We start from the raw sequence: 23,191 nt of genomic DNA, 5'->3' as shown, positions 1-23,191 counted from the left end.
GTTGCGAAGGCCCGGAACGGATCAAAGGCATCGAGTCGCTGTTCCTACCCCGCCGAAGCCGCTGATACGTTACCTGTTCGCACAGCCCGTTCTGTTCGGCTGTATGAAGGAGACCGCCCGATGAACAAGGCTGCGAAGTGGCCGATCGACCGGGGAACACGCAAGATCTGGATCTCGGTGCTGCTCGTGGTGGCGATGGGCATCGCGGTGGTCGTATGGGTGGGGCGGTCACCGGACGAGCCGCGGCAGGCCTCCGTGCTCGCCGGGCGTTTCCTGATATCCGCACGGCTCGACTCCGCTCCGGTGCCGCAGTGGACTCTGCGCGCTGCCGACCTGTCCGACGAGCCCGGCGCGGTGCTGTTGGCGGCGCCGCAGAATCTGGACAGCTATTACGGCTACGGGGCGCCGATGGATGCCGGGACGGTGATCGTCGCGGCGACCGCGGTGCCCGGCGGGCCGGGAGCGGGCGAGAATTCCGGGGCGACTGTCGGTCCGGTTCGGATGCACGGCATCGATCCGGATACCGGTCACGTGCTGTGGACGACCGATGTGGGCGAACTCGACGGCTGCCGGGAGCGGGTGTCCGGCGGAAGGCTCGCGTGTCACGGCACGCACCGAGTGGTGATAGTCGACGCGGCCACGGGCGCGATACTCGGGGACCATCCGACCGACTTCGAGGTCACGGATGTCGCGGTCCGCGATGGTGTCGTAGCGGTGACCGGCCGGACCGAGGACTGGATGACGGCGGTCGTGACGCGCGGCACGGTATCCGATATCGACGCGATCTGGCGGCGGACCTATCCGACGCCTGTCGCCGGCGACCCGGTGACCCCGCGGATCGACGGGACCGCCCAGAACTACTTCCTCGACGGGCACGACCACAACGTTCGCGTCTACGATCTGCACTCCGGCGAGCCGCTGTTCACCGGTCCCGTCGCCTACACCTTCGACGGCGGCCTCATCGCGTCGCAGGTGATCGAGCGCGGCGGGAGCGCGGGGCGGCTCGCGCTGCTCGAGCGCAGCGGCCGGCCGATCATCGAGGTCGGCAATGCGAGTTCCATCCTCGAGTGGTATCCGACCGCGACCGCGACACCGCCGCCGATCCTCACCGGCGAGAGGGCCTACGAGCGGAGCTCGGGCCGGGTTCTGTGGACGAACGCGCAGATCGGCATCGACGAGCCCACCGGTCGTTCGAGCGCGGTGGAAGGAGTGGTGGCCGATACCGTGATCGTCCGGTCGCCCGGTGGAGCGGAGTTGATCGGCCTCGACCTCACCGACGGGCACCGGGTCTGGGCGCTGCCGACGCCGTTCTCGAACACGCTGCGCTACGACGGCATTACCGACGCGAGCCACCTCATCCTGTCCGACGGCACCACTGTGCACGCGATCGTCGCCGGCGACGGTGCGGTTTCCTGGTCGATGCCGTTGCCGCCCAGTGGCAGGCCCGCCTTCCACACGGCGGTGCGGGCGATGGGCGGACATATGGTCACGGTGACCGCCCAGGAGTTCACCGGATACGCCCCGGCGTAGTGGACGACCCGGCCCGTCACCCGGGACCCCGTGTCATGGCCGTATCAGCTCGGCATCAGGGCGATATCAGCCGCCGCGCCGACAGTACTTCCCATGAGCAATTCGGCAATCGCGGCCTCGGGGCTGCGGAAGGCGTACGGGGACAGAACGGTCCTCGACGGTATCGATCTGAACATCGGCGCCGGCACGATCTTCTCCCTGCTCGGTCCCAACGGGGCCGGCAAGACGACCACGGTGAACGTGCTGACCACACTGTTGAAGGCCGACGGCGGCACCGCGCGGGTCGCCGGGCACGATATCGCGACCGAGACCAAGGCGGTACGGGCGGCGATCGGGGTCACCGGGCAGTTCGCCGCGGTGGACGATCTACTCACGGGGGAAGAGAACCTGGAGCTGATGGCCGATATCCATCGGCTCCGAGGTGAGGGGCGCAAGCGGGTGGTCACCGAGCTACTGGACCGGTTCGACTTGACGGAGTCGGCGCGGAAACGGGCGGCGACCTATTCCGGCGGTATGCGGCGGAAGCTGGATCTGGCGATGACGCTGGTCACCAAGCCGGAGATCGTTTTCCTGGACGAGCCGACCACCGGGCTGGATCCGCGCAGCCGGCGCACCATGTGCGGGGTCTGACGGATCAGGGCGTGACGATCTTCCTCACCACCCAGTATCTGGAGGAAGCCGATCAGCTGGCCGACCGGATCGCGGTGCTCGATCAGGGGCGCATCGTCGCCGAGGGCACGCCCGGCGAACTCAAACGCCAGGTCCCCGGCAGCTATATCCGGCTCCGGTTCACCCACCTCGGCGAACTGGACGCGGCGCAGCGGGTCCTGCCGGGTTCCACCCGGGACGACGAGGCACTGACGCTGCGGGTGCCCGGTGACGGTGGCTCGAAATCATTGCGGCAGGTGCTCGATCGGCTCGACGATGCCGCGCTCGAGGCGGCCGAGGTTTCTGTCCACACACCCGATCTCGACGATGTGTTCCTTTCCCTCACCGGCCACGCGACCACGGAGGTCACCGCATCATGAGCACCATCACCGCACCGCTGGCCGATTCGTCGATCATGCTGCGGCGCAATTTCAAACATTCCACCCGGAATCCGGTCACCATCTTCAACGCGGCCTTCATGCCGGTGGTGATGATGTTGATCTTCGTGTACGTGTTCGGCAGCGCCTTCGACGTCGGCGGCGAGTACATCGACTACGCGACGCCGGGCATGCTGCTGCTGGCCATCAGCTACGGATTGTCGGGCACCGCGGTGGCGGTGAGCTCGGATATGTCGAAGGGCATCATCAACCGGTTCAAGGTGATGGATGTGTCCCGCAGCGCCGTCCTCACCGGCCATGTCGTGGCCACCATCCTGACCAATGCGGTCGCCGTCGTGGCAATCCTCGCGGTGGCGTTCGCGCTGGGCTTCCGGCCACCGGCCACCGGGCTGCACTGGCTGGGTGCCCTCGGCATCCTGGCGGCGACCTCGTTCGCCGCCGCCTGGCTCACGGTCGCGCTCGGTATGGCGGCGAAAACCCCCGAGTCCGCCGGTATGGGCGTGGTGCCGCTGATCATGCTGCCGTTCGTGAGCACCGCGATCGTGCCGGCCGAGAAGATGGGCCAGGGGGTGCGGCAGTTCGCCCAGTACCAGCCGTTCACGCCGATCATCGAAGCACTGCGCGGATTCCTGGCCGGTCACCCCTCCGGCGGTTACACGGCCGCGGCGCTCGCCTGGTGCGCCGGGTTCGCCCTCGTCGGATACGTGTGGTCCCGGGCCACGTTCAACAAGCGAGCGTGACGGCGGCCAGTTCCCGCCAGTCCGCTTCCGCGCCCTCCCGCATCGCCTCGGTGAAGTCCGCTTCACCGAGGCGATCTCGTACTGTCCGCTCGATCCGGGCCGCGTCCGGCTGGGAGCGATCGGGCATACCGTGCACGGCGCTGCTTGCCGCGAGCAGCCGCGCGGCGTCGAGAGCGCGGTCCGCGCGCAGCGCCAGATCCGCGACCCCGACAATCACCTGGGCGACCAGCACCGAATGCCCGGCCTCGGCCGCCGCCCGGAAGGCGGTGCCATGGTGGGACCGGGCCTGTTCCGGATCGGTGGCGAGGTAACCCAGCATGGTGTGGATCATGGCGGCCAGATGGGGCGTCTCGGCTTCGCTGCCCAATATGGTCGTCGCGACCCGGATCTGCTCGTACGCCTCCTCGGCCGCACCGCGCCAGCGGGCCAGCTCCGCCTTCGCCAGCGCCAGTTCGGCCAGCGCCACCGGCCAGGCGACCCGGGCCGCGCACCGCTGCGCCTCGGCCAGCGCGGCCGCACTCGCCTCGGTATCACCCGCCAGCCAATACAACTGGGCCTGCCGCGACAGCAGCCCGACGATGTCCTCGGTCGAGCCGATCTCGGTGACCACGGCATTCGCCTGTTCGAAAAGTTCACAGGCCACCGCGAATTCGCCGCGGGTGGCGTGTCGGTTCGCCGCCTCGGTCAGCGCGAACGACATCCCCCACCGCTCACCGAGGGCGCGGAACTCGGCCAGCGCGCCCTCGAGATAGCGGTCCACTTCCGGTCCGTCCCGGCCCAGCACGATGCGCATCTTGCCCATCTGCAACCGGGCCAGCGCACGCACCCAGGGGTCGGCGGCGGTGAGCAGCGGTTCGAACGCGGCCGGCAACGCTTCCGGGCCGTGCAGCATCCGTTCCAGCGCGGCGATGAACGCCACCGCCGGATGCCCGGCCCGCACATCGCGGCCGACGCGGTGGGCCTTGCGGATCCATTCCCCCACCTGGTTCGCGTCGTTGCGCCCCGAACTCAGGAAATGCACGACCAGCGCGTACACCATGGCGCGGGTCTCGTCGTCCACGTCGGCGGGCGCGTCCGCGACCGCGGAGAGGAACTCCAGACCTTCGGCCTTGTACCCGCCGAGCCACCAGTACCAGCCGGCAGCCGCGGCGAGCCGCAGCGCCCCGGTCGTATCGCCGGCCGCGAGCGCGCCGCGCATCGCGACAGCGATATTGTCGTGCTCGGCCCCCAGCACGGCGAGCCACTCCAGCTGTTCGGCGCGGCGCAGGTGCGGTTCCGCGGTCGCGGCGAGATCGGTGAAATAGGCCAGATGCGCTCGGCGCGCCGCGTCCGTCTCCCCGGACTCCTCCAGCCGGTCGCGGGCGTACTGCCGGATCGTATCGAGCATCCGGTAGCGCGGCTCGGTCTCCGCCGCGGTGAGCAGGAGCGATTTCTCGGTGAGCGCGGTGAGCAGTTCGAGCACCTCCCACTGCTCGACCCCCGTGTCCGGGCCGGCGCCGGGGTCCGCGCACACCTGTTCCGCCGCCGCCAGACTCGCGCCGCCGGCGAATACCGCGAGCCGGCGCAATACCGTCCGTTCCGCGTCGGTGAGCAGCTCCCAGCTCCAGTCGACCACCGCGCGCAATGTCCGGTGTTGCCGGATCGCGGTGCGGCTGCCGCCGGTGAGCAGCCGGAACCGGTCGTCGAGGCGGTCGGCGAGCTGGTCGAGGGACATGGTGCGCAATCTGGCCGCGGCCAGTTCGATCGCCAGCGGTATCCCGTCGAGCGCACGGCAGACGCGGCCCATGGTCGCCAGGGCGCGAGGGTCGTCGGCGAGTTCCTTGCGCACCGCTCCGGCGCGGTCCCGCAGCAGTTGCACCGCCGGGGACGCGGCGATCTCGCCGGGGTCCGCATGCGCGGCGGGTAGCGCCAGCGGCTCGACCTGCCACAGTGCCTCGCCGGTGATACCGAGCGGTTCCCGGCTGGTGGCGAGGATCCGCAGCCGCCGGCACTCCCCCAGGACCCGGTGGGCGAATACCGCCACCGCGTCGATGACGTGCTCACAGTTGTCCAGGATCACCAGCGTCTCGCGGTCACGCACCGCCGCGACGAACCGTTCGATCGGTTCGGCGTTCGGGGCGCCGCCGAGCAGCGCGTCGCGCAGGCCGAGCGCGGCGATCGCCGATTGCGCCACGTCACCGTTCGCCTCCACGGACGCCAGTTCGACCAGCCAGGCGCCGTCGGGGAGATCGTCGAGCAGGGTCTGTGCGGTTTCCACCGCGAGCCTGGTCTTTCCCGAACCCCCGGGACCGGTCAGAGTGGTGAGCCGATGATTGGCGATGAGGTCGCGTACGGCGGCGATATCGGCGTATTTGCCGATGTATCCGGTGAGTTCGGCACGCAGATTGGTCCGGCGCTCGGTGTTCTCCGGGCCCACCTCGCCGCGCAAGAGGGCGACGTGCAGCTCGGACAGTTCCGGGGAAGGATCCACGCCCAGTGTGTCGGCGAGCGCTTCCCGCGCCTCCTGGTACACCACCAGCGCCTCGGATCCACGGCCCGCGGCGCCGAGCGCGCGCATCAGCGCCGCGACGAGCCGTTCCCGCACCGGATACCGGGTCACCAGCTCGGTCAGCTCGCTCACCTGCTCCGCGGCCCGGCCGAGGCGGATCTCCGATTCGTAGAGGTCCTCGGTCGCGGCCAGACGCAGCCCCTCGAGCCGGGTGAGCACCGCCTCCACGGCCTCGTTGTCGCGTACTTCCACGTCCTGCATCGGCGCACCGCGCCACAGGCCGAGTGCCTCGCGCAGCAGCCGGGCCCGCTGCGCGTCGTCACGGCCGCGGGCCTCGTCGAGGAGCTGCTCGAACCGCACCGCGTCGACCGCGCCGGGGCGCACGGTGAGCCGGTATCCGCCCGCCTGTCCCTCGAGCGATCCGTCCGGGAGCAGCCGGCGCAGCCGGGAGACCAGCGCTTGCAGGGCGTTCGCGGCATCGGCGGGCGGCTGCTCACCCCAGATCCAGTCGACCAGGGTGGTCCGCGGGACCGGGCGGCCGGTTTCCAGGGCGAGGGCGATCAGCAGCGCCCGTAACCGGACGCCCGGTACCTCGATGGATCCCCCGTCGTCTGCTCGGATGTCGAGCGGTCCAAGCAACGCGATCTGCACCGGACCATTCTGCCGCAGCGGGTCACGCGGTCTCTCCGCGAGTGAATATCACCGCTCTGAGCAGCGCGGATACCACGTCAGTGGGTATGTCAGCGCGGTATCAGGCCGGTATCAGCGGGCCCGGCGACAGTTCTCCCATGACCAGATCGGCAAAAGCGACCACGGGCCCGGACAGCCCCGTGGCCCGGCGGGAGGGAGTAACCATGGAACTCGCGGTCGACCGGGAACGCTGCATCGGCGCCGGTATGTGCGCACTGCTCGCTCCGGAGTTGTTCGACCAGGACGACGCCGACGGCCGGGTTCTGCTCCGCGACCCCGTGCCCCCGGCCGCACACCACTCCGCCGCCCACGAAGCCGCCCACAACTGCCCGGCGGCGGCGATCACTCTGCTCGGCCGGGCGTCCGCACCGGCACCGGACCGGCACACCGGCGACTGACGGCGGCGGCACGTCCCGGCTCACCGGAGCTCCCGCCCCGAACACCCACCCCACCGATCACCCTTGTCCCGCGCAGCCCCGGGACCTCGAACGACAGGAAATACGATGAGCGACACCGCCTCCGTCCCGCATGGTCTCCCCACCGCACGTGATGCCGGCCCCTTCGTTCCGCCCCGGGAGATCACCCGGCTGCGCGAGGCGCGCCCGGTGAGTCCACTGATCTTCCCCGACGGGCACGCCGGCTGGCTGGTCACCGGATACGAGGAGGTCCGCGCGCTCCTGGCCGATACCCGCTTCAGCTCCCGCCAGGACATCGGCATTGTGCACGCGCTGGACGCGAATCCCGATATGCCCGCTCAGACCGAACCCTCGCCGCAGATCCCGGGACTGTTCGTCGCCATGGACCCGCCGGACCACACCCGGCTGCGGCGCAAGCTCATCGGCGCTTTCACCGTCCGGCGCATGAAACAACTGGAAGAGCACATCGCCGAGGTCGTGGAGCGGCAACTCGATGAGATGGCGGCCCTGACCCCGCCGGTCGATCTGGTGCGTGCCTTCGCGCTGCCGGTGCCCTCGCTGGTGATCTGCGAACTGCTCGGCGTCCCCTACGCCGACCGCGAGACCTTCCAGACCAACTCCGCCAAGTTCCTGCTGCGGGACCAGCCGCTGGAGGAGAAGATGGGTGCCTACGGCGCGATGATGGGCTACCTGGCCGAACTGGTGACGGCCAAACGCGCCGAACCCGGCGAGGACATCCTGTCCGACCTCGCCCGCGACGCGGACCTCTCCATCGAGGAACTGACCGGCATCTCCTTCCTGTTGCTGCTCGCCGGCCACGAGACCACCGCGAACATGCTGGCGCTGGGTACGTTCGCGTTGCTGGAGAACCCGGAGCAGCTGGCCGAACTGCGCGCGGACCCGGCCCTGATGCCGGACGCGGTCGAAGAACTCATGCGGTACCTGTCGGTCGCCGATATCTTCTACCGCTACGCCACCGAGGATCTCGAACTCGGCGGAGAGACCATCCCCGCCGGGTCCACCGTCGTGGTCTCACTGCTGGCCGCGAATCACGATCCCCGGCGTTTCGACGACCCCGACACCCTCGACCTCCGTCGCAGCGCCCGCGGTCACGTGTCCTTCGGGCACGGTGTGCACCAATGCCTGGGCCAGCAACTGGCCCGGGTGGAGATGCGCGCCGGTTTCGCCGGACTGCTGCGCCGCTTCCCGGCCCTGCGGCTCGCCGTGCCCGCCGGGGAGGTCCCGCTGCGCACCGATATGAACATCTACGGCGTCCACGAACTGCCGGTCACCTGGGTCTGAGCAGCCCGGTAGACCCTCCGCCGATCGCGTGATCGGCCCGCCCACCGAACCCTTTCGCACACCGAGGAGCACCGCCATGCCCACATTCGAAACACCGGAACCGATCGCCGTCACCGTCGAAGTACTGTCCGGCGAAGTCACGGTCGTCGCCACCGAGCGCACCGACACCGTGGTTACGGTCCGGCCGGCCGACCAGACCAAGAAGGGCGATATTCGCGCCGCCGAACAGACGCGGGTGGATTTCACCGCCGGCGCCCTGAGCGTGATCACCCCGCGCGATTGGCGGACCTACACCCCGTTCGGCGGCAATCCGTCGATCGTGGTGACCATCGAGGTACCCGCCGGCTCCCGGCTGAAGGGCACCGCCGCGGTGGGCCGGCTGGTGGGCACCGGCGAACTCGGCCGGTGTGACCTGGAGGTGGCCGCCGGCGATATCGTCGTCGAGCGCCCGACCGGTTCGGTGACCGCGAAAACCGCCAAGGGCGATATCCGTATCGGCGAGGCCGTACGCGGAGAACTGCGATTGGAAACGTCCATGGGCGAGCTCGAGGTGGGTATCAGCCCGGGCAGCGCGGCCCGGTTGGAGGCGGGCGCCCTGCACGGGACAGTCCAGAACCGGATACAACCGGTCGACTCGGCCGTGAGCACCGGGGACACCGTGCACGTGTACGCACGTAATTCCTACGGCAACATCATCGTCGGGCACGCGAGCGTCGTCTGAACATTCGGTAGGACCGGTGCGGCGGGCCTTCCCCAGGGGAAGGCCCGCCGCACTGCTGTGTATCACCTCACCCCGGCGGAACATTCGTCCAATACATCCCCTTCCGCCGCGGCGATGCTGGCATCGGTGTCCGGGAACGAGCCGTTCCCGGACCGGGACCGGTCGCGACCACCGCCACCGGACTGCACAGCAGGAGAGCTATGAACGACTTCAGCGCCCGCGTTCGACCCCCGTGGGACCGGGCGGCAGGACCCGGTCACCGTTGCCACGCCGGCCCGATGGTGGTGCGGCCGTCCGGGACGGATCGGCGATGACCACCGCCACAGTCGCAGTGGTCGGCGAACATCCGGCGCCGCCCGTTCCGAGTCCGGACCGCGCCGCGGGACCGCTGCTCGGTCCCTATCTGGGAAGTTTCGCGACCGTGGTAGTGCTCCACATCGTCGGCGCGATAGCCGGTCTGGCGCCACTGTTGGCGGTTGTGGAACTGGGCCGGGCCGTGCTGGCGGCCGGTCCGCTCGATCACGCGCATGTGCGGTTCGTGGTGATCGCGGGCGCGGGCGGTCTTTTCGTGCGGCTGCTGTGCGAGGCAACCGCTTCCGGGATCGGGCATCTACTGGACGGCCGGGTACAGCTGGCCCTGCGGCGGCAGCTGGCCCTGCGCCTGGGCCGGGTGCCGATCGGCTGGTTCTCCCGCCGCCGCACCGGCGAACTCGCGAAGGTGGTGGGCGAGGATGTGGCCACCGTCCATCCGTTCATCGCCCACACTCCCGGTGAACTCGTCACCGCGTTCGTGGTGCCGCTGGTATCGCTGGTCTATCTGTTCACCGTCGATTGGCGGCTCACCCTCATCACGCTGATCCCGGTGCTGCTCGCAGTGGCGGTGGTGCCGTTCATGATGACCCCGGCGCGGCAGCGCGAACACGAAGAGTTCGACGCGGCCATGGGCCGGATCTCGAACTCCGTGATCGAATTCGTCCAGGGCATCGCGGTGGTGAAGGCGTTCAGCGGGACCGAACGCGCGCACCGCGAATTCCTGGTGGCGGCCGATGCGTTCGTCGCGGTCTTCCGGCGCTGGGTGCGCGGGATGTCGGTGCTCGCCGCGGCCATGCAGCTGGCCCTGTCCCCGCCGTTCGTGCTGGCCGTCGTCCTCACCGGCGGTGCCGCGCTGATCACTTCCGGCGGCCTCGCACCGGCGGACCTGGTGCCGTTCCTGCTGCTGGGACTGGGGCTCACCGCCCCGGTCGCGGCGCTGGGGCACGGTTTCGACGAGCTCCAGGCCGCCCGGCGCGCGGTCACCCGGATCCGGGAGGTGCTCGCGCAGCCGGCGCTACCGCAGCCCGCGCGGCCCCGCCCACCGGCCGGTCACCGGGTGGAGCTGCACGGAGTCCGCTTCGGCTACGAACCCGGCCGGGAAGTACTGCGCGGTATCGATCTGGTACTCGAACCGGGCACGGTCACCGCGCTGGCCGGGCCCTCGGGCAGCGGGAAATCCACGCTGGTACAGCTGCTACCGCGCTTCTTCGATCCCACCCACGGCGCGATCACGCTGGGCGGGGTCGATCTGCGCGAGATGGACGCCGCGGACCTGTACCGGTCGATCTCCTTCGTGTTCCAGGATGTCCGGCTGCTGCGCGCGTCGGTCGCGGACAATATCGCGGTGGCGGTGCCGCACGCCGATCTCGACGCCGTGGTCCGGGCCGCGCGGCTGGCGAACATTCACGATCGCATTCTCGAACTGCCACACGGATACGAGACCGTCATCGGCGCCGAGGCGGGGCTGTCCGGTGGTGAGGCACAGCGGATCGCGCTGGCCCGCGCACTGCTCGCGGACACCCCGGTACTCGTGCTCGACGAAGCGACCGCCTTCGCCGACCCGCGCACCGAACAGGCGGTGCGCACAGCGCTGGCGGCCCGGCCCGGCGAGCGGACGATCCTGGTCATCGCCCATCGCGCGGAGACCATCGCCGACGCCGACGCCGTCGCCCTGCTGGAGAACGGGGCGATCGTGGAGTACGGCAGTCCCGCCGAACTACTGGCCCGGGGCGGGAAGTTCGCCGCGTACCAGCGGTCCCGGCACACCCTGTCCGCTGAGAGCGTCACCGTCGGTGACCTGGCGCGAGGAGATCGATCCCGATGATCCGGATGCTGTTACGGGTGCTGGGCCCCGAATACGCCCGGCCGGTGCGCCGCACCGTGGCCCTGATGACGGTGACCGCGTTCGCCGAGGGACTGTCCTACGCCCTGCTGGTCCCCGTGCTCCGGGCCCTGTTCGGGAGGACTCCCGCGACTGCGTGGCCCTGGCTGATCGCGTTCGCCGGCGCCGTCGCCTGCTACGGTGCGCTGCGCTATCTCAGCGATCTCCGCGGTTTCCGGGTCGGCACCGCCCTGCTGCTGGGCCTGTACCACCGGCTCGGCGACCATCTGGCCCGGTTACCGCTCGGCTGGTACAGCACGGGCCGGGTCGGTCAGGTTTCGGTGCTGGCCGGGCGCGGCGTACTGGACGCGATGGGAGTGATCGCGCATCTACTCGCACCGTTCGTCTCCGCCTGTGTGACACCGCTGACCATCGTGGCGGTGATGCTCGCTTTCGACTGGCGCATGGGCCTCGCCGCGCTGGCGGCCGCACCGGTGGTGGCGGCGGTCCAGCTGCGGACGGGACGTTCCGCGGCGGCCACCGACGCGGAGCGCCACAGTCGCGACCAGGAGGCCACCGCGCGAGTGGTCGAATATCTCCGGGCCCAGCCGGTGCTACGGGCGGGCGGACGCAGCGGGGAACGCTTCGGGCTGCTCGACGATTCACTGCGCGGGATCGAGCGGGCAAGCCGGCGTTCCACCCTGGCGGCGCTGTCCGGCGCGGTGGGCGCCTCGCTCACCGTGCAGACGGTCTTCACCGCACTTCTGGCACTCGGCGCCTACCTGGCTCTGGGCGGCGAGATCGGGGCGGCCGAACTGCTGACGATTCTGGTGCTGGCCGCGCGCTGCGCCGAGCCCCTGCTCTCGCTCTCCGAGATCGGCGGCCGGTTGCGCAGTGCCCGTTCGGTGCTGGCGAGGTTGGATGAGCTACTGCGCACCGAACCGCTGCCGGAAGCCACCGAACCGGTCCCGCCGGCCGGTCACGGCCTGGAGTTCGATTCCGTCGTCTTCGGACACGGGCAGCGGAGGGTGATCGACGAGCTGTCGCTGTCGGTGCCGGAGGGGCAGCGGCTCGCTGTCGTCGGCCCCTCGGGCGCGGGCAAGAGCACGCTATTGCAGCTCATCGCACGGTTCCACGATGTCGATTCCGGAGCGGTGCGGGTCGGGGGTGTGGACGTCCGCGACCTCGACAGCGCTGTCGCCAGAACCCAGTTCGCCATCGTCTTCCAGGATGTCCGCCTCTTCGACGGCACCATCGAGGACAACGTCCGGCTCGGCCGGCCCGACGCCACCGCGGCCGAAGTCCGGGCGGCCGCCGAGGCGGCCCGGCTGGACGAGGTGATCGAGCGGCTGCCCGGTGGCTGGGCGGCCGCCGTGGGCGAAGGCGGCGGGCTGCTCTCCGGCGGCGAACGGCAACGGGTGTCGATCGCCCGAGCCCTGCTGAAGGACGCGCCGATCGTCCTGCTCGACGAAGTGACCTCGGCGCTGGATCCGGTGAACGAGGCGGCCGTGCACGCCGGTATCGAACGACTCGTGGCCGGACGGACAGTGGTGATGGTGGCGCATCGGCTGAGCACGGTCCGGCGGGCGGATCGGATCGTGTTCCTGGACAAGGGGCGGATCGTGGAAGCGGGGAGCCACGAGGAACTGCTGCGACGGGGCGGTCGCTATGCCGACTTCTGGGCGGTCTCCGACAGGGCGGGCGGATGATCGGCGGGGCGGCCGCCCTAATCGACCGGGCGGATCGACGGACTGCACCCCTGGGTCATCGTGACGTAGGCGGCGAGATCCTCGATGCACATCATCTCGGGATGGCTGTAGTAGATCAGTTCGAAACGGCGCTGCCGCCAGGACGTCGGGTCCATCCGGCCTTCATGGCTGGTATCGCACAGCGCTTCGAGCCGGCCCAGATCGAACGGCTCCTTACCGCGGGCGTGCGCGTCCGCGCGGACGGCTGCCAAGCGCTCTGTACGTGTCAGATCCGCTCTACCCCACACCCCCGCCGCGAAACGGCGTGCTTCTTCGAGGTCCACTGACGCTCTCCTACCTGCCCGCGGGCCCGGTCCCAGCCGGAAGGCTGGTTTAACCACGAGAAGTTCTGGGTACGAGTCTAGGCCGTCGACAGCGGTGCCGCATCGCCGATTCCCGAGTACGCCTCGAAAGACCCGCGCACCCTGGGGATTCTACGGTTCACCGGACGAGGTCTCCGCGTATTCGCCGGAGCCGCACCGGAAACGAGGGCCGCACGCCCGAGGGTACCGATGCTCATATCGCCGGCGGCCGACAGCGCCCGCCCGGTCGCGTCCCGGACGGGTCCGCCGGTGGATCATCGGCGCTCCAGGCGGACCTCGCGCCACGGAGGCGCACTGCCCAGCAGCTCCGGGCGTCCCCCGGACAGGAACCGGTCGAAGAAGGCCAGGGTGTACGCGGCGACGATCTCGTGGCCGCGCGTACCCCCGATGGGCCCCGACAGACCGAGTCGCTCCGCCAACGGTGTCCACGCGGGCGCGTCGGTGAAGTTCACATGGAACATCCCCGGGATCTCCACGTGGTATCCGTGTCCGGGGGGGCTCGCGGCGAACACCTCACGCTGGGTGGTGATCGTTTCGGTGATCTCGCGGTCGGGCCAGCCGCCACTGCGGTCGCGTTCGAGGAGAATGGATTCGGCGTCACGGGTCAGCCACATACTCGGCTGCCGCAGACCGTCACGTACGACATCGGCGGTCATCGCGGCGTCCATCATCGAGCAGGCGCGCAGCCGCCGATCGGCGTGGCAGGCCTGGCCGACCGTCATCGCGCCGAGGGAGACCCCGAACGCCCCGGCCCTGTCCAGGTCGAGGCGGCCGGTCAGCACGCCCTCCGGATCGGCGGCGTTCAACCGGGTCAGCTGATCGAGCGCGAACCCGATGTCCTGCGCGAGATACGGAACGAGACCGCCGGGCAGTTCGGCGTAACCGAGCGCGGGAGCGGGAGCGGCCGGGGTGAGGCTCTGCTGGACCGCCGGATACACCCGGTCCTTCACCAGGCCGGCGACCGTACGTCCGTCGGGGAACACGGTGGCGGCCGACGTGTACGGCTGGTCGAGGCCCACTACGACGAAGCCGTGCGAGACCAGCCGCTCCACCTGGAACATATTGGATTGCCGGAATGCGTTGAGGCCGGATACGAACACCAGTACCGGATAGGCAGGGTGCGCCGCCGCCACCGGAGGACGCCGGGTGGCGTGGGTGGGGACCTCGTCCCAGAAGTCGAAGACGAAACCCGGGGCACCGAGCAGCGGGCCCGCCGCGGCCGAGAGTTCCCGCGCGTCCTCCACATAGGGCGCGGTGGGTGCGGCGGTTCCGGCCTCGGCCGGATACCAGACCTGCGCCATCAGCTCGCGGCGGGCGGCCGGGTCGGGGTCGAAGATCTCCCGGCGAGCATCGTCACGCCAGTGGTAGGTCACGGTGCCGATCACGTACGGACCGCCGGGCTCCGGCAGTCCGAACACCGGGACCGCGACAGGTGTCGCCACCGAGACCGCGAAAAGGGCTACACCCGAGCCTGTTCCGAGTACGCGCAGCCGGCGGGCGGGACTTCCGGTACGGGCGACCCCCAGCGCCCACACCACCGCCAGGGCAACCGACAGGGCGTAGGCGGGAACCATCGGCCAGCGATAGCCGTCGGCGGCCGCCTGGGCGACGGCCGCGAGCGGCGCGAGCAGGGCGATATGCCGCGACAGGCGGCGCGGCCCGCCGCGCCGCGCTACCGCCGGCGCGATCAGGCCCGCGGCGTTCGCCGCCCACAGCAGGATCTCGGCCGCCATCGACTCTTCCTTCCGGCGAATCGCGCCGGAGGATCCGGCCGGCGCGGACCCACTATTGAACGGCGGGGTCGGGGCGATCTAGGAAGAATGTTCCCCACGCCTGGTGGCGGCGCATCGAGAACGGGTTCAGTACCTTGCGCGTCAGCGTCGCGGGCGTGACACCGACAAAGCTCGACATATCCCGGCCGAGATGGGACTGATCGGTATACCCACAGGACGCGGCGATATCGGCGGCGGACCCGCCGGCCACCAGCCCGTCGACCGCGTGCCGGAACCGGACCAGCATCGCGGCCCGTTTGGGAGTCAGCCCGATCTGGGCGTCGAATCGCGCCCACAACCGTTTCCGGCTCCACCCACACGCTTCGGCGAGTTCACCGACCCGGACCTGCCCGCGACTCGTGACGATGCGCTGCCAGCTGACTGCCACCTCCGGGTCCACCGCCCGGGCCGGATCGTCGCGTCCGGCCAGAGCCGCCTCCATGAGCGCGAACCGCTGTTCCCAGGTCGCGGCGGCGGCGAGCCGTTCCCGCAACTGCCGCGCCCGCGCTCCCCACAGATCGGTCAGCTCGACAACGGTCCCGTCCAACTCGGCGGGCGCCGCCCCCAGCAGCGAGTACGCCTGGACCGGCGACAGCCGCACCTCGACACAGGCGGGCCGGTCACCACTGACCCGCATGACACCACTGGCGCAGCCCGCGACGAAGGCGGTGAGTCGCCGCCGGCCGCCCGGGCCTTCGACGCCGAGCCCACCACCTCCGAATTCGACCACCACGGTGACCGCCGGGATATCGGCGACCCGCAGGTCCAGACCGGACGCGCTGTGGTCACGGAAGCCGATCATCGCCGCCCGGCGCCCCGGCACGACACGCGACGGTGGCCCGATCTCCCACTCGACACCCGTATCGCTGTCGGACGAACTCACCTGCACACCACCAGGCTAGCGGGGCCTGCGCAGGTGAGGAGCCGCTCGGCTCGCCACTCCTGCCCATGGGCGATCCGGGCGCAGCCCGGTGATCCGCCGATCGGCCCGAAAGGCGCGGTGCACATGGCATCGGATATCCGGCAGCCGCCGGCGTGCGCGACCACTCCTGTGGACCGCGGTCACGGCAGCAATCCCGGAACCCGGGGTCAAGTGGTGGACCGGCGGGCCGGCCCGGGTGAGCCGCCCCGCCGGTCGCGGGCAGTCGGCGGACGCGCACCGGGCGTACGCGAAGTCCACCCGGGCCTGCGAGCCGCCGATGGGTTCAGTTCCGGGCAGTACCGCTCGTCGCGGTACCGCGCCCGCCGAAGGGCCGTCCGCCGGATCCGGCGATGGGACTCACCGCCCGGCACTCGATGCACGACCGGCTCGTCCGCTCCGGGACATGCTGCCCGGGCGGATATATCGCGGATACGGGCGGAGAATCCGGCGAGAAAAGCGGCATCCCTCTCTCCTGTCCAGGAGCGGTGCGTGCGTTCTGCGGCGATATCCGATCATTGTCCGACCAGTAGCCAATATCTCCTCCCGGCTTACGGGTGTCAAGCGAAGGAGAGGTTGCGGAACGGCCACGGGTCGACCAAATGCCATTTGAACGGCCAATAAGCAAAGTCGAAGCCCGCACCACCGGCCCGCGACAGTAGATTGCCTATTGTTAGCTCACGCAATGTAGCCGAGTTTGTCCGGGTTGGTGACCGAGTAGATCCCGGCGACGGTTCGATCGGCGGCGATGTCCAGCACGATCACCGCCAGGGGCGATCCACCGCTGAATACGACCGCCCCCGGGTCGCCGCTGACCGTACGCCGGCGCACCTGGACATCGGCCAGTCCCCGCCGGGCGATATTCGCGAAAAGCTCGGCCACCGCCGGTGCGCCGCGCACCGGCCGCAGACTGGTGCGCGGCCCCTTGTCACCACCGTCGGTCCACAGAGTGACATCCGGCGCGAGCACCGCCAGCAACTCCTCGATATCACCGCCCATCGCCGCGACGACGAACCGTTCGGTCACCTCGCGGCACTCGCGCGGATGGGCCCGGGTACGCGGTCGGCGCGCCTGCACGTGTTCGCGGGCCCGGTGGGCGATCTGGCGCACCGCGGCCGGGGCGCGATCGAGCATCTCGGCGATCTCGGTGTGCCGGTACCCGAACACCTCGTTGAGCACGAAAACCGCCCGTTCCAGCGGAGTCAGCGATTCCAGGACCACCATGACGGCCATCGAGAAAGCCTCGGCGCGCAGCACTGCGTCGGGCCCCTCGTCACCGGATGCGGCGACCAGCGGTTCGGGCAGCCACTGACCGATGTACTCTTCGCGCCGTCTGCTCAGCGCCTCTCGGCGCACCAGTGCGTGGTTCACCGCCATCCTGGTCAGATAGGCCCGCGGGTTGTCGATCGGAGCAGCGCCGGACCCGCCGGCCCGCCGGATCCAGGCCAACCACACCTCCTGCAACACGTCCTCGGTGTCGGCCACCGTACCGAGCATCGTGTAGACCACCGAGAACAACAGTTCGCGGTAGCCCAGAAACATATCGGCCGCCACGTCCATATCGGTGTCCCGATCCCGCGCGGACCCGGTCACGGTCGCGCCCTCTCGGCCGTGCGCTGCCCGGGTCCCATCCCGCGGGCGAAGCGTGTTGCGACGCCGTGCATCTCACTCGCCTCCACCACTTTCCGCCGCGGTCGTACCGGAATGCGGGTCCCGGTGCCGCAGCACCTCGCTCGACAGGAATTCGGCCCGGTGTTCTCGCGTGCCCAGGGCCGGGCGGTCATCACCGGTGCGATCCCGGTGCCAGACAACGCTGTCCACGAAATGGTTGTCGAACCTGTCCTGCGTGTCGAGGATTTCGCGGGGATCGGCCGCACCCTGGCGTATCCGGTCGCCGAGCCGAAAGTACTCGAATCGCTCGATCCCCGGGGTGAAGGTCACCAGCACGTGCGCGGGGCCGTCCGCGGTCGCCGCCCACGCGTGCGGCATATACGGAGGGATCAGCAGGAAATCGCGCGCCGCCAAGTCGACGATCTCGTCTCCGGCCAGCACCCGCAACGTTCCGGCCAGGACGAAGAACAGTTCCGCCGACCCGGTGTGGAAATGCGGCGGCGGCCCTTCGGCCCCGGCTGGAAGAAATGTTCTGTTGGCGCTGAACCGCCCCCGGGTCGTCTCGTGGTCGGCGTAGAGCCACACACCCATCGTGTCCAGCCGTTCGGCCTCGGCGGCGCGAACCAGTAGCGCCGGCTCCCGATCGCTCGGGTTCATTCGTTTCTCCTGTTCGTTCGGTCGTGGGTCACGGTTTCGGCCGACCGGCCCGGCGCTCATCCGCGCCGCTCCTGCCGGACACCGCGCCGCCAGACATCGGCGATATCGCGGGTGACGGAGATATCGCCGAGCGGATCTCCGTCGACCAGCAACAGGTCCGCGCGCAGCCCCGGGGCGATCCGGCCCCGATCGGTCAGCCCGAAACAACGGGCCGGCCCGCTGGTCGCCGCGGCGAGTGCCGCCCGGTTGTCGAGCCCGGCCTCGGTGAGCAGCACCAGTTCCCGATGCAGCGCGGACCCGTGCGGCGGGTCGAAGGGGGTGGCGTCGGTCCCGGCGAGCAACGGCACCCCGGCCGTGTGCAGTGCCCGCGCCGCGGCCAGCGCAGCGGTCACCGATCCCGGCGGCGCGCAGCCACTGCCCGCCGCCCGCCCCTCGGTGCCGGCCTCGAAGTACGCCAGGGTGCTCACCACGAAGACGTCCGCGGCGCGGACTTTCTCGGCCAGCCGATCGGCGGCCCGGTCACCCGGGCACAGATCGGACCAGACGTGCGCCAGCCCATCGGCTCCTATATCGAGCGCGATCTCGGTTTCCCGGGCGGTGATCGCGTGAGCGATGACCAGCAGCCCCGCCCGGTGTGCCGCGTCGGCCAGCGCGGTGAGAGTCGCGATATCCGGCACCGGCAGCCGTGTGTTGTGGACTGTTCCGTCGTCGATGACGATTTTGAAGTAATCCGCCCCCTCACGGACCCGGGCGGACACGAAATCCACCGCTCGCGCCGGCGAATCGATGGTGTCGACCTTCGTATCCGCGGTGATACCCGGAATGCCGGCCGCGCCCATGAGCGCGATCAGCTGGGTCGGATGTCCACCGGTGGCGGTCGCGAGGGTGCCGGCGCTGCGCAGATCGGCCACATCGTCGCGGGTGGCGGCCAGATGCCGCTGTGCGGGCAACACGGTCGGCGGACAGAACATATCCAGTTCGGTGGTGACCCCGAAGGTGAGCGCTTGCGCGAGACCGCCTTCGAAGACATGGGTGTGGGCATCGATCAGGCCCGGAAGCAAAGTCTTGCCGGTACCGTCGACCACCGTGTCGACGGGCGCGCCGTCCGGTTCGGCGAGGGTGTCCCCGACGATCAGCACATCGGTTCCGGACCGCACCCGGTCGCCATCGAAGACCTGGGCACCGCGCACGAGGGTGCGGTGCCGCGGGGCGGCCGGGGCCCCGGACGTGGACCCACAGCTCACCGCAGCCGTGGCCGCGGCGAAAGCGAGGGTGTTGCCGATGAACCGCCGCCGGTCGATCCCGCTCAACGCGCGACATCCAGTTCCGGCACCTCTGCGACGACGCGGCCGGCACGGCCCACCGGAGCCGTATGCGCCGGCCTACGTACCGCGTGAGTTCGCCCGACAGAGCCAGGGCGGTCGTGGTGGCCCGGTATGCCGGGCTTCGGTATCTGGATCATCACTGGACTCCTCAGGGGTTTCCACCAAAGACCCGGCGGGCACCGAGAGCGTGATGTGCAGTGATGCAGATCACATCATGACGGCTACCGGCCACGCCTCCCGCGGTGCCTCGGCCGGCCCGGTCCGCGCGAGTGCGGATATTCCGCCGGAAATGGCGGATGTCCCGCCGCCGCCATTGCCCTAACTTTCACGACGACGGCCGCGGAACAGAGAGGGATCCCATGGCTTTCGCACCTACCTTCGATATCCAGCTCACCGACGCCGATCTGCGCGAGCAGTTGCGCACCGATGTGCTCTGGGGTCTGTCCGGCCCGCGGAAATGGCTTCCGCCGAAATGGTTCTACGACGCCCGCGGAAACGCTCTGTTCGACCTCATCACCGGGCTGCCGGAGTACTACCCCGCCCGCACCGAACGCGAATTGTTGCGTACCGCGGCCGATGAGATCGCCCGGTACGCCTCGGGCGCGACCGAACTGGTCGAATTGGGTTCGGGTTCCTCCGAGAAGTCCCGGCTGTTGCTGAACGCTCTCACCGCCCACGGCTCGTTGTGCTCCTACGTGCCACAGGATGTCTCCGAAACCGCGTTACGGGCCGCGGCCGATTGGACCAGCGGCCAATTCCCGCATCTGGCCGTACACGGCGTCGTCAGCGATTTCACCACCATGCTCGCCGCACTTCCACACGGCGGCCGCCGGCTGGTCGCGCTGCTCGGCGGCACCCTGGGAAATCTGCCGCCGTTCGAACGCACCGCATTCCTCGGCGAGCTGCACCGGGTGCTCGCTCCCGGCGAACAGTTGCTCGTCGGGGTGGGGCTGGTCACCGACCCCGCCGTGATGATTTCGGCCTACGACGACGCCGCCGGGGTGACCGCGGAGTTCAACCGCAATATGTTGCACGTCCTGAACGACCGGCTCGGCGCCGATTTCGATCCGCTCGCATTCGCTCATCTCGCGGTATGGGACCCGGATCTGGAATGGATCGAAATGCGCCTGGCGGCCACCGAGGCGATGCGGGTGACGATCCCCGATCTGGGTCTCGTGGTCGATTTCGCCGCCGGCGAGCAGTTGCGCACGGAGATCTCGGCGCAGTTCCGGGTGCCCGGCCTCCGCGCCGAGCTGGCTGCCGCCGGGTTCCGCATGCGCCATGCCTGGACCGACCCCGCCCAACGGTTCGCGCTGGTACTGGCCGACAGGTGACGCGGCCGCGCCACCGCAGCTCCCGCCCTCGATGTCGTCTGAGGGGCTCCGGCGCGCGCGGCGCCGGCGGGCGGGCCCGGCAACGCCGGGTGATCGCGTGGAGCCGGAACGGACCGCCTCATCCACGAACGGCGACCTCGCCGGGCGTGGCGGGCACCCCGCGCTCCCGATACCAGATCATCCCGCTCAGCACCGCCCCGGCAGCCGTCACCGCCGCGGCGACCGGATAGATGTGCCGCAGTCCGGCGGCGTCCATGGTGCGGCCGCCGAGCCAACCCGCCGCGGCCGCCGCGAGCTGGTAGGCCGAAGCGTTCACCGCGATCGCGAGCGTGGGTGCGCCGGTGGCGGTCTGCAGGATGCGCGCTTGCATACCGGGCACCACGGCGAACGCCATGGCCCCCAGGACGAAAACCAGCACCGCGACAGCGCCGGTGATCCCACCGACCACCCAGGTGAGCAGCAGTGTCGCCACCGACAGCATGAGCATGGCGGGCTGCGAGGACAACAGCGCCCGATCGGCGATCCGGCCGCCGAGCAGATTTCCGGTGATGGCGCCGACCCCGTAGACGAGTAGCAGGACGGGTACGGCTCCGGCCGCGAACCCGGCGATATCGGTGAGCAGCGGTGCGAAATAGGTGAACACCATGAGCGCCCCCGTATTGCCCACCGCGGTGACGGCGATGGCGAGTTGCACTCGGCGATCGGTGAACACCCGCAACTCGGTCGCGACCGGGGACCGCGAGCCGGGCACATCGGCGACCCAGCGCGCCACCAGCAGCAGGCCGGCGAAGCAGACGGCGGCTATCGCGGCGAAGGTGGCCCGCCAGCCGTAGGTGGTACCCACGACGGTGCCCAGCGGCGCGCCCAGCACCATCGCCAGGTTCATGCCGAGGACCAGTTTCGCGACCGTCGAACCCTGCTTCTCCGGTGGCTGCGCCGAGGTCGCGGCCACGATCGCGGTGGCGAAGAAGGTGGCGGTCACGAAGGCGGTGACCACCCGCGCGACGAAGAGCAGTCCATACAGCGGCGCCAGTGCCGACGCCACGTTTCCCGCGACGGCCACCGCGAGTAGTGCCAGCAACAGCGGTTTTCTCCGGAATCGCGCGGTGAGCGCGGTGAGCAGCGGACCGCCGACGATCATGCCGACGGCGTAGGCGGTGACGAGCAACCCGGCGGCGGGTACGGACACCGCCAGATCATCCGCGATATCGGGCAGGATTCCGGCGACCACGAATTCACCGGTGGTGATTCCGAAAACACAGAGTACGAGGGAAAACAGATTCGGCTGCACAGCGAACCATCGATCCGTTCTTGCGTTTCCGCACGCGCGGAAACGACAGCAGTTGACAGGGGATTGCTCAGCTGAACACCGCGCCGGTCGATTCCGGCGCGGTGTGGATCCGCTTCCCAGCTTGCCCCGCGCCTTCACCCGGCGGCAACGACCCGGCGATTCGCATCGGCGTAGATTGATAACATGCCGGTTATCGATTCTTCGGATACAACGGTGACGAACGGCGACGATCCCACCCCGCACCAGCTCCGATTGCTGCTGACACTGGCCGAGGAATTGCATTTCGGGCGCGCCGCGCGCCGCCTCTATCTCACCCAGCCGGCGCTGAGCCAGCAGATCCGCGCGCTGGAGGACCGCTTACGAGTCCGGGTGTTCCAGCGCACGAGCAGACACGTCGAACTCACCGAGGCCGGACGGGAACTGCTCCCGTACGCCCGCCGCGTGGTGACCGCCGCCGACGACCTGCGCCGCGCGGCATATCACCTGACCACCGGCGACGACACACTGCGGATCGGGGTGTGCGAGAGTTTCGGCTCGCTACCGGAGATCCGTGCTGTGCTGGACGCCTTCGCGAACCCGCAGCCGCAGGTGCGGGTGCTGGATACCTTCACCGCGCAGCTGACCGCCCTCGAACGCGGCGAAATCGATGCCGCCTTCGTCCATCTCCCGGTCCCCGCGGGTCTCCACGCCCAACCGCTCGTGGTGGAACCCCGCCTGGCGTGCCTTTCGGCCACCGACCCGCTCGCCACCCGCGCCACCCTCTGCCTCGCGGACCTCGCGGAGCACCCGGTCGCGGAGATGTCACCGTCCACCTTCCCCGAGGGCCGCGGGTTCTGGACCGCGGATCCCCGGCCGGACGGTGCCCGCGTCCGGCTCGCCGGAAGCCACGGCCGCACAGTCGAATCCCTGCTGAGCACGGTGGCGCTCACCCGGGCGGTCGCCTTCGTCCCCGCGACGGCAGCCCGGCTGTATCCCCGGCCCGACCTCGCGTATATCCCGGTCACCGACCTGTCACCCTGCACCTTCGCCCTGGTCTGGAGCGAGATGACCGCGCAGCTGCCGCGTTCGGAGCGGCTGCGCGCGGCGGTGGCCACGATCGCCCCACGCGGCTGACGTGCCCTCGTATCCGGACCGGTCAGCGGAA

The 23,191-nt window shown here is 69.9% G+C and carries 17 protein-coding genes and 1 pseudogene; 10 read left to right on the top strand and 8 right to left on the bottom strand.

Annotated elements, in window-relative coordinates; genetic code table 11:
* Window positions 1–120 precede the first annotated feature (120 nt).
* From ON38_RS29595 to ON38_RS29585, 3 genes and pseudogenes are all read left to right on the top strand, one after another.
* Window positions 121–1,530, top strand: a complete 1,410-nt coding sequence (locus tag ON38_RS29595) for an outer membrane protein assembly factor BamB family protein (protein WP_039828380.1) — start codon at window positions 121–123, stop codon at window positions 1,528–1,530.
* A gap of 93 nt (window positions 1,531–1,623) precedes the next feature.
* A pseudogene (locus tag ON38_RS29590) lies at window positions 1,624–2,558 on the top strand (ATP-binding cassette domain-containing protein).
* On the top strand, window positions 2,555–3,316 hold the full coding sequence (locus tag ON38_RS29585; protein ID WP_039828379.1) for an ABC transporter permease: 762 nt from the start codon (window positions 2,555–2,557) through the stop codon (window positions 3,314–3,316). The pseudogene ON38_RS29590 and the gene ON38_RS29585 overlap by 4 nt, the downstream one beginning before the upstream one ends.
* On the opposite strand, the gene ON38_RS29580 is transcribed toward ON38_RS29585, so the two are convergent.
* Window positions 3,300–6,455, bottom strand: coding sequence for an AfsR/SARP family transcriptional regulator (locus tag ON38_RS29580; RefSeq protein WP_039828378.1), 3,156 nt, complete (start codon window positions 6,453–6,455; stop codon window positions 3,300–3,302). The genes ON38_RS29585 and ON38_RS29580 overlap by 17 nt on opposite strands.
* Window positions 6,456–6,592: 137 nt before the next feature.
* Here ON38_RS29580 and ON38_RS29575 point away from each other — a divergent pair, with 137 nt between their 5' ends.
* The 5 genes from ON38_RS29575 (at window position 6,593) to ON38_RS29555 (ending at window position 12,776) form a co-directional block, all read left to right on the top strand.
* Window positions 6,593–6,892, top strand: coding sequence for a ferredoxin (locus tag ON38_RS29575; protein WP_245564391.1), 300 nt, complete (start codon window positions 6,593–6,595; stop codon window positions 6,890–6,892).
* Window positions 6,893–6,997: 105 nt separating this feature from the next.
* Entirely contained in the window at window positions 6,998–8,212 is a 1,215-nt protein-coding gene (locus ON38_RS29570) for a cytochrome P450 (protein WP_039828376.1), read from the top strand.
* Window positions 8,213–8,288: 76 nt separating this feature from the next.
* A complete protein-coding gene (locus ON38_RS29565) occupies window positions 8,289–8,933 on the top strand; it encodes a DUF4097 family beta strand repeat-containing protein (protein ID WP_039828375.1) in 645 nt (214 codons plus the stop codon).
* A 310-nt stretch (window positions 8,934–9,243) separates the two neighbouring features.
* On the top strand, window positions 9,244–11,070 hold the full coding sequence (locus tag ON38_RS29560; RefSeq protein ID WP_039828374.1) for an ABC transporter ATP-binding protein: 1,827 nt from the start codon (window positions 9,244–9,246) through the stop codon (window positions 11,068–11,070).
* On the top strand, window positions 11,067–12,776 hold the full coding sequence (locus ON38_RS29555) for an ABC transporter ATP-binding protein (RefSeq protein WP_039828373.1): 1,710 nt from the start codon (window positions 11,067–11,069) through the stop codon (window positions 12,774–12,776). Before ON38_RS29560 ends, ON38_RS29555 begins: the two co-directional genes overlap by 4 nt.
* Before the next feature lie 17 nt (window positions 12,777–12,793).
* Here ON38_RS29555 and ON38_RS29550 read toward each other — a convergent pair whose 3' ends face one another.
* The 6 genes from ON38_RS29550 to ON38_RS29525 form a co-directional block, all read right to left on the bottom strand.
* The gene (locus tag ON38_RS29550; protein WP_157181992.1) at window positions 12,794–13,099 is read right to left on the bottom strand and encodes a hypothetical protein; all 306 of its coding nucleotides are present in this window, start codon (window positions 13,097–13,099) and stop codon (window positions 12,794–12,796) included.
* Window positions 13,100–13,392: 293 nt separating this feature from the next.
* Window positions 13,393–14,871: an alpha/beta hydrolase family protein gene (locus ON38_RS29545; protein ID WP_085995515.1), complete on the bottom strand. Its 1,479-nt coding sequence runs from the start codon at window positions 14,869–14,871 to the stop codon at window positions 13,393–13,395.
* 52 nt (window positions 14,872–14,923) lie between these two features.
* Entirely contained in the window at window positions 14,924–15,793 is an 870-nt protein-coding gene (locus ON38_RS29540) for a helix-turn-helix domain-containing protein (protein WP_039828414.1), read from the bottom strand.
* Window positions 15,794–16,507: 714 nt separating this feature from the next.
* Window positions 16,508–17,422: a sigma-70 family RNA polymerase sigma factor gene (locus ON38_RS29535; protein ID WP_245564389.1), complete on the bottom strand. Its 915-nt coding sequence runs from the start codon at window positions 17,420–17,422 to the stop codon at window positions 16,508–16,510.
* Window positions 17,423–17,494: 72 nt separating this feature from the next.
* Window positions 17,495–18,097, bottom strand: coding sequence for a cupin domain-containing protein (locus ON38_RS29530; RefSeq protein ID WP_083873206.1), 603 nt, complete (start codon window positions 18,095–18,097; stop codon window positions 17,495–17,497).
* Window positions 18,098–18,153: 56 nt separating this feature from the next.
* Window positions 18,154–19,407, bottom strand: coding sequence for an amidohydrolase family protein (locus tag ON38_RS29525; RefSeq protein ID WP_245564387.1), 1,254 nt, complete (start codon window positions 19,405–19,407; stop codon window positions 18,154–18,156).
* 374 nt (window positions 19,408–19,781) lie between these two features.
* Here ON38_RS29525 and egtD point away from each other — a divergent pair, with 374 nt between their 5' ends.
* A complete protein-coding gene (gene egtD, locus ON38_RS29520) occupies window positions 19,782–20,756 on the top strand; it encodes an L-histidine N(alpha)-methyltransferase (RefSeq protein WP_039828371.1) in 975 nt (324 codons plus the stop codon).
* A 118-nt stretch (window positions 20,757–20,874) separates the two neighbouring features.
* Here egtD and ON38_RS29515 read toward each other — a convergent pair whose 3' ends face one another.
* Entirely contained in the window at window positions 20,875–22,047 is a 1,173-nt protein-coding gene (locus ON38_RS29515; protein ID WP_039828370.1) for an MFS transporter, read from the bottom strand.
* Between the two features lie 213 nt (window positions 22,048–22,260).
* Between ON38_RS29515 and ON38_RS29510 the strand changes: the two genes are divergently transcribed.
* Window positions 22,261–23,160, top strand: coding sequence for a LysR family transcriptional regulator (locus ON38_RS29510; protein ID WP_051165456.1), 900 nt, complete (start codon window positions 22,261–22,263; stop codon window positions 23,158–23,160).
* Window positions 23,161–23,191 lie beyond the last annotated feature (31 nt).

Origin of the sequence: Nocardia testacea NBRC 100365, from assembly GCF_000308775.1 — a bacterium.
In the GTDB taxonomy this organism is placed as follows: domain Bacteria; phylum Actinomycetota; class Actinomycetes; order Mycobacteriales; family Mycobacteriaceae; genus Nocardia; species Nocardia testacea.
This window is presented reverse-complemented; position numbering and strand designations above follow the sequence as displayed.

Excerpts from the sequence above, each read along its gene's own strand:
- ON38_RS29595 (WP_039828380.1), top strand. The coding sequence starts at position 121 with ATGAACAAGGCTGCGAAGTGGCCGATCGACCGGGGAACACGCAAGATC.
- ON38_RS29585 (WP_039828379.1), top strand. The coding sequence starts at position 2,555 with ATGAGCACCATCACCGCACCGCTGGCCGATTCGTCGATCATGCTGCGG.
- ON38_RS29575 (WP_245564391.1), top strand. The coding sequence starts at position 6,593 with ATGACCAGATCGGCAAAAGCGACCACGGGCCCGGACAGCCCCGTGGCC.
- ON38_RS29570 (WP_039828376.1), top strand. The coding sequence starts at position 6,998 with ATGAGCGACACCGCCTCCGTCCCGCATGGTCTCCCCACCGCACGTGAT.
- ON38_RS29565 (WP_039828375.1), top strand. The coding sequence starts at position 8,289 with ATGCCCACATTCGAAACACCGGAACCGATCGCCGTCACCGTCGAAGTA.
- ON38_RS29560 (WP_039828374.1), top strand. The coding sequence starts at position 9,244 with ATGACCACCGCCACAGTCGCAGTGGTCGGCGAACATCCGGCGCCGCCC.
- ON38_RS29555 (WP_039828373.1), top strand. The coding sequence starts at position 11,067 with ATGATCCGGATGCTGTTACGGGTGCTGGGCCCCGAATACGCCCGGCCG.
- ON38_RS29545 (WP_085995515.1), bottom strand. The coding sequence starts at position 14,871 with ATGGCGGCCGAGATCCTGCTGTGGGCGGCGAACGCCGCGGGCCTGATC.
- ON38_RS29530 (WP_083873206.1), bottom strand. The coding sequence starts at position 18,097 with ATGAACCCGAGCGATCGGGAGCCGGCGCTACTGGTTCGCGCCGCCGAG.
- egtD (WP_039828371.1), top strand. The coding sequence starts at position 19,782 with ATGGCTTTCGCACCTACCTTCGATATCCAGCTCACCGACGCCGATCTG.